We start from the raw sequence: 5945 nt of genomic DNA, 5'->3' as shown, positions 1-5945 counted from the left end.
CCCTTCACCGGCGCTGCTGAGGCGCTGGGACGCGGCGGAAGCGGCGGAGACGCATCGGAGAGACGGTGGGCATTCGGAGGTTTTTGATTGGGCGGTAGCGCTGAGTGATTGGCGTTATGGTCTGGTTTTGGGTCTTGGGTGTTTTGTTCTTTGACATTGATGGATAACTGAAGAGATATGTGGGCGGTTTGGTTCGTTTCGACGGATTGAATGTCTGTATATCGCGCTGGTAGGGGTGACTGTCCCGATGACCAGTGTCAGCTTCACTGTTTGTACGGCTTTCGGTTTCTGATGAAACCAGAAGCACAGACAAACAGATGACTTTTGGTTGTACTCTTGGCTAGCCGGCTGAGGGTGTCGCTTAATCGTGCTCGAGTAGCCGAATAGGCGGTAGCACAACCAAAGATGTGCAGAGGTTCGAACGTCAAGGATATGGTCGTAAGATCATTTCAACTTGAGAGTTTGATCCTGGCTCAGAACGAACGCTGGCGGCAGGCCTAACACATGCAAGTCGAGCGCGCCTTTCGGGGTGAGCGGCGGACGGGTTAGTAACGCGTGGGAATATGCCCTTTGGTACGGAATAGCCTCTGGAAACGGAGAGTAATACCGTATGAGCCCTTCGGGGGAAAGATTTATCGCCAAAGGATTAGCCCGCGTTAGATTAGGTAGTTGGTGGGGTAATGGCCTACCAAGCCTACGATCTATAGCTGGTTTTAGAGGATGATCAGCAACACTGGGACTGAGACACGGCCCAGACTCCTACGGGAGGCAGCAGTGGGGAATCTTGGACAATGGGGGCAACCCTGATCCAGCCATGCCGCGTGAGTGATGAAGGCCTTAGGGTCGTAAAGCTCTTTCGCCTGTGAAGATAATGACGGTAGCAGGTAAAGAAACCCCGGCTAACTCCGTGCCAGCAGCCGCGGTAATACGGAGGGGGTTAGCGTTGTTCGGAATTACTGGGCGTAAAGCGCACGTAGGCGGATCGGAAAGTTGGGGGTGAAATCCCGGGGCTCAACCCCGGAACTGCCTCCAAAACTATCGGTCTAGAGTTCGAGAGAGGTGAGTGGAATTCCGAGTGTAGAGGTGAAATTCGTAGATATTCGGAGGAACACCAGTGGCGAAGGCGGCTCACTGGCTCGATACTGACGCTGAGGTGCGAAAGTGTGGGGAGCAAACAGGATTAGATACCCTGGTAGTCCACACCGTAAACGATGAATGCCAGTCGTCGGGTAGCATGCTATTCGGTGACACACCTAACGGATTAAGCATTCCGCCTGGGGAGTACGGTCGCAAGATTAAAACTCAAAGGAATTGACGGGGGCCCGCACAAGCGGTGGAGCATGTGGTTTAATTCGAAGCAACGCGCAGAACCTTACCAACCCTTGACATCCCGGGACCGGTCCAGAGATGGATCTTTCACTTCGGTGACTCGGTGACAGGTGCTGCATGGCTGTCGTCAGCTCGTGTCGTGAGATGTTCGGTTAAGTCCGGCAACGAGCGCAACCCACATCCCTAGTTGCCAGCAGTTCGGCTGGGCACTCTATGGAAACTGCCCGTGATAAGCGGGAGGAAGGTGTGGATGACGTCAAGTCCTCATGGCCCTTACGGGTTGGGCTACACACGTGCTACAATGGCAGTGACAATGGGTTAATCCCAAAAAACTGTCTCAGTTCGGATTGGGGTCTGCAACTCGACCCCATGAAGTCGGAATCGCTAGTAATCGCGTAACAGCATGACGCGGTGAATACGTTCCCGGGCCTTGTACACACCGCCCGTCACACCATGGGAGTTGGTTCTACCCGACGGCCGTGCGCTAACCTTTTGGAGGCAGCGGACCACGGTAGGATCAGCGACTGGGGTGAAGTCGTAACAAGGTAGCCGTAGGGGAACCTGCGGCTGGATCACCTCCTTTCTAAGGATGTTCCTAGCATCTTGAGTTCGCTCTTGATCGTGGAACACTTAGCAGAAGATCAACAAACAAAGTTGGTCAAACTCATGAGCCGAGCCGTCCTCATATCTCTTCAGAAAATCAGGATCTTGCGAATAGGCGCGAGGTCCGGCAAGGGGCCTTAGCTCAGCTGGGAGAGCGCCTGATTTGCATTCAGGAGGTCAGGAGTTCGATCCTCCTAGGCTCCACCAAGCCTTTTGCAAAGCAAAGGGCACACAGATAAAGGCCCTTGTATGAACCACTATGGGGGCTGGCCCTCTCGGCATCTTTTCTTTGAAAAGAGCCTGTCGGGCGACGCCGATTTTGCGAAGCAAAATCAGCTGGGTCGGTAGCTCAGGTGGTTAGAGCGCACGCCTGATAAGCGTGAGGTCGGAGGTTCAAGTCCTCCTCGACCCACCACTTTCCTTTCAATTTGATCATCGAGCACTTGTTTGAGTGCTGGATCATCCAATTGGATGAATTGACATCGTATAGAGAGAAATCAATCAACACTGTTTGATTGGCGCCGAGTGTGGCGTTGATCTCAGTCGTTCTCCTCTTCGGAGGGGCGGGTTGTGACACGGGTGTTTCCTCGCCTGTCCACGGCTATCGCGGCTGAAACGAACAGAGTTGTCCAAGTCAAGTACACTAACCCGCATAACTTAACGGTTATGCATTGTCTTCCATTCTCTGCGTGGGGCCGACCGACATCGGCAGCGCGGGTTCCAGGATGGAAGGCGGGAAAGTATGCTTTTGGTTCAGTAAGAGAGACGGGTTGTTACCAGCGCCTGTCATTGGATTTGCTTCGCAAATCCTGTCTTTCTCTTTCTGGATCAAATCAAGCGCGAGAAGGGCGTTTGGTGAATGCCTTGGCAGCAAGAGGCGATGAAAGACGTGATACTCTGCGATAAGCCATGGGGAGCTGAGAATAAGCTTTGATCCATGGATTTCTGAATGGGGCAACCCACCTGAATGTTTGTTATTGTTAGCTCTGCTAATCAATAATGAGCATGAACAGGTACTTAAGACCTGAATACATAGGGTTTTAAGAGCAAACCCGGGGAACTGAAACATCTAAGTACCCGGAGGAAAGGAAATCAATTGATACTCCCCTAGTAGCGGCGAGCGAACGGGGACCAGCCGAGCCGGATGAGTGAGAAGAACACGTTGGGAAGCGTGGCCATAGCGGGTGACAGCCCCGTATTCGAAGCTTTGACGGACGTATTAAGTAGGGCGGAACACGTGAAATTCTGTCTGAAGATCGGAGGACCACCTTCGAAGGCTAAGTACTCCTTGCTGACCGATAGCGAACCAGTACCGTGAGGGAAAGGTGAAAAGCACCCCGACGAGGGGAGTGAAACAGTACCTGAAACCGAACGCCTACAATCAGTCGGAGGCTCCTTGCGAGCTGACGGCGTACCTTTTGTATAATGGGTCATCGACTTGGTCTCACGAGCAAGCTTAAGCCGTTAGGTGTAGGCGTAGCGAAAGCGAGTCTTAATAGGGCGTATGAGTTCGTGGGATCAGACCCGAAACCGAGTGATCTAGGCATGGCCAGGTTGAAGGTAAGGTAACACTTACTGGAGGACCGAACCCACATCCGTTGAAAAGGATCGGGATGAGCTGTGCCTAGGGGTGAAAGGCCAATCAAACTCGGAGATAGCTGGTTCTCTGCGAAATCTATTTAGGTAGAGCGTCATCCGAATACCCCGGGGGGTAGAGCACTGGATGGGTAATGGGGCCCCACAGGCTTACTGATCCTAACCAAACTCCGAATACCCGGGAGTACTAGATGGCAGACACACTGCGGATGCTAACGTCCGTAGTGGAGAGGGAAACAACCCTGACCTACGACTAAGGCCCCCAATTCATGGCTAAGTGGGAAAGCAGGTGGGACGACCAAAACAACCAGGAGGTTGGCTTAGAAGCAGCCATCCTTTAAAGATAGCGTAACAGCTCACTGGTCTAAATAAGTTGTCCTGCGGCGAAGATGTAACGGGGCTCAAGCCATGAGCCGAAGTCTAGGGATGCGTAAGCATCGGTAGCAGAGCGTAGTGTGACATAGTTCCTATCCTCTTTAGCGTCTTTCGGGACGCCTTGGAGGATATTTGGAGCTTTCGATGAAGCGGGCGCGTGAGCGATCCCGTGGAGAGATCACTAGTGAGAATGATGACATGAGTAGCGACAAAGAGTGTGAGAGACACTCTCGCCGAAAGTCCAAGGGTTCCTGCTTAAAGCTAATCTGAGCAGGGTAAGCCGGCCCCTAAGCCGAGGCCGAAAGGCGTAGGCGATGGGAACTAGGTTAATATTCCTAGGCCAGGAGGATGTGACGGATCACAGGTGTAGTTCAATCTTATCGGATTGATTGGGCTGCTGAGTGGTTCCTGGAAATAGCCCTCCATCAGACCGTACCCTAAACCGACACAGGTGGACTGGTAGAGCATACCAAGGCGCTTGAGAGAACGATGTTGAAGGAACTCGGCAAAATACCTCCGTAAGTTCGCGAGAAGGAGGCCCGGTTCCTAGGCAACTAGGGGCTGGGGGCACAAACCAGGGGGTGGCGACTGTTTATTAAAAACACAGGGCTCTGCGAAGTCGCAAGACGACGTATAGGGTCTGACGCCTGCCCGGTGCCTGAAGGTTAAAAGGAGAGGTGAGAGCCTTGAATTGAAGCCCAGGTAAACGGCGGCCGTAACTATAACGGTCCTAAGGTAGCGAAATTCCTTGTCGGGTAAGTTCCGACCTGCACGAATGGCGTAACGACTTCCCCGCTGTCTCCAACATCGACTCAGCGAAATTGAATTGCCTGTCAAGATGCAGGCTTCCCGCGGTTAGACGGAAAGACCCCGTGCACCTTTACTACAGCTTCGCACTGGCATCAGGATTGTGATGTGCAGGATAGGTGGTAGGCTTTGAAGCAGGAACGCAAGTACCTGTGGAGCCTCCCTTGAGATACCACCCTTCGCACTCTTGATGTCTAACCGCGGTCCGTTATCCGGATCCGGGACCCTGCGTGGCGGGTAGTTTGACTGGGGCGGTCGCCTCCTAAAGCGTAACGGAGGCGCGCGAAGGTTGGCTCAGAGCGGTCGGAAATCGCTCGTTGAGTGCAATGGCAGAAGCCAGCCTGACTGCAAGACTGACAAGTCGAGCAGAGTCGAAAGACGGCCATAGTGATCCGGTGGTCCCGAGTGGAAGGGCCATCGCTCAACGGATAAAAGGTACGCCGGGGATAACAGGCTGATACTGCCCAAGAGTCCATATCGACGGCAGTGTTTGGCACCTCGATGTCGGCTCATCTCATCCTGGGGCTGGAGCAGGTCCCAAGGGTACGGCTGTTCGCCGTTTAAAGAGGTACGTGAGCTGGGTTTAGAACGTCGTGAGACAGTTCGGTCCCTATCTGCCGTGGGTGTAGGAGACTTGAGAGGAGTTGCCCCTAGTACGAGAGGACCGGGGTGAACGATCCACTGGTGGACCAGTTGTCGTGCCAACGGCAGTGCTGGGTAGCTATGATCGGACAGGATAACCGCTGAAGGCATCTAAGCGGGAAGCCCCCCTCAAAACAAGGTCTCCCTGAGGGCCGTGGAAGACCACCACGTCAATAGGCCGGAGATGTAAGCGCAGTAATGCGTTCAGTTGACCGGTACTAATCGCCCGATAGGCTTGATTTGATCCAGTAACAGAAAGACAAATCAAACCAGAAGCATACACCGACCTTGAGTTGGACAATTACGTCGCTTTTGCTACGCAAACAGCGACGGTGTTGATTGAAAACACAACCGGGCAGGACCGCGCATCCGCTTCGCGAATACGCTGCCTCCTGCTCGTCGCTTTTTTGCTCCGCAAAAACAGCGACGTGGGCTTTTCCTCGGTTTGGTGGTCATAGCGCAAGTGAAACACCCGGTCCCATACCGAACCCGGAAGTTAAGCACTGCCGCGCCAATGGTACTTGGGCTTAAGCCCCGGGAGAGTAGGTCACCGCCAAACCTAGTAAAAGCCCATATCTCTCTTACGATCGAAA

General features: G+C 53.5%; 2 tRNA genes and 3 rRNA genes. All 5 read left to right on the top strand.

What is annotated here, in order from left to right:
* Positions 1–450 precede the first annotated feature (450 nt).
* The 5 genes from ACR0C9_RS21795 (at position 451) to rrf (ending at position 5911) form a co-directional block, all read left to right on the top strand.
* Positions 451–1912, top strand: a 16S ribosomal RNA gene (locus ACR0C9_RS21795).
* A 151-nt stretch (positions 1913–2063) separates the two neighbouring features.
* Positions 2064–2139, top strand: a tRNA-Ala gene (locus ACR0C9_RS21790).
* 131 nt (positions 2140–2270) lie between these two features.
* Positions 2271–2347, top strand: a tRNA-Ile gene (locus tag ACR0C9_RS21785).
* A gap of 416 nt (positions 2348–2763) precedes the next feature.
* A 23S ribosomal RNA gene (locus ACR0C9_RS21780) occupies positions 2764–5595 on the top strand.
* Positions 5596–5796: 201 nt separating this feature from the next.
* Positions 5797–5911 (top strand): 5S ribosomal RNA (gene rrf / locus ACR0C9_RS21775).
* The 16S, 23S and 5S rRNA genes sit together here with 2 tRNA genes alongside, the layout of an rRNA operon.
* Positions 5912–5945: the final 34 nt, after the last annotated feature.

Source organism: Ruegeria sp. C12 (assembly GCF_056537745.1).
The sequence above is the reverse complement of the archived record's forward strand: the minus strand, read 5'-3'. Positions and strand labels throughout refer to the sequence as shown.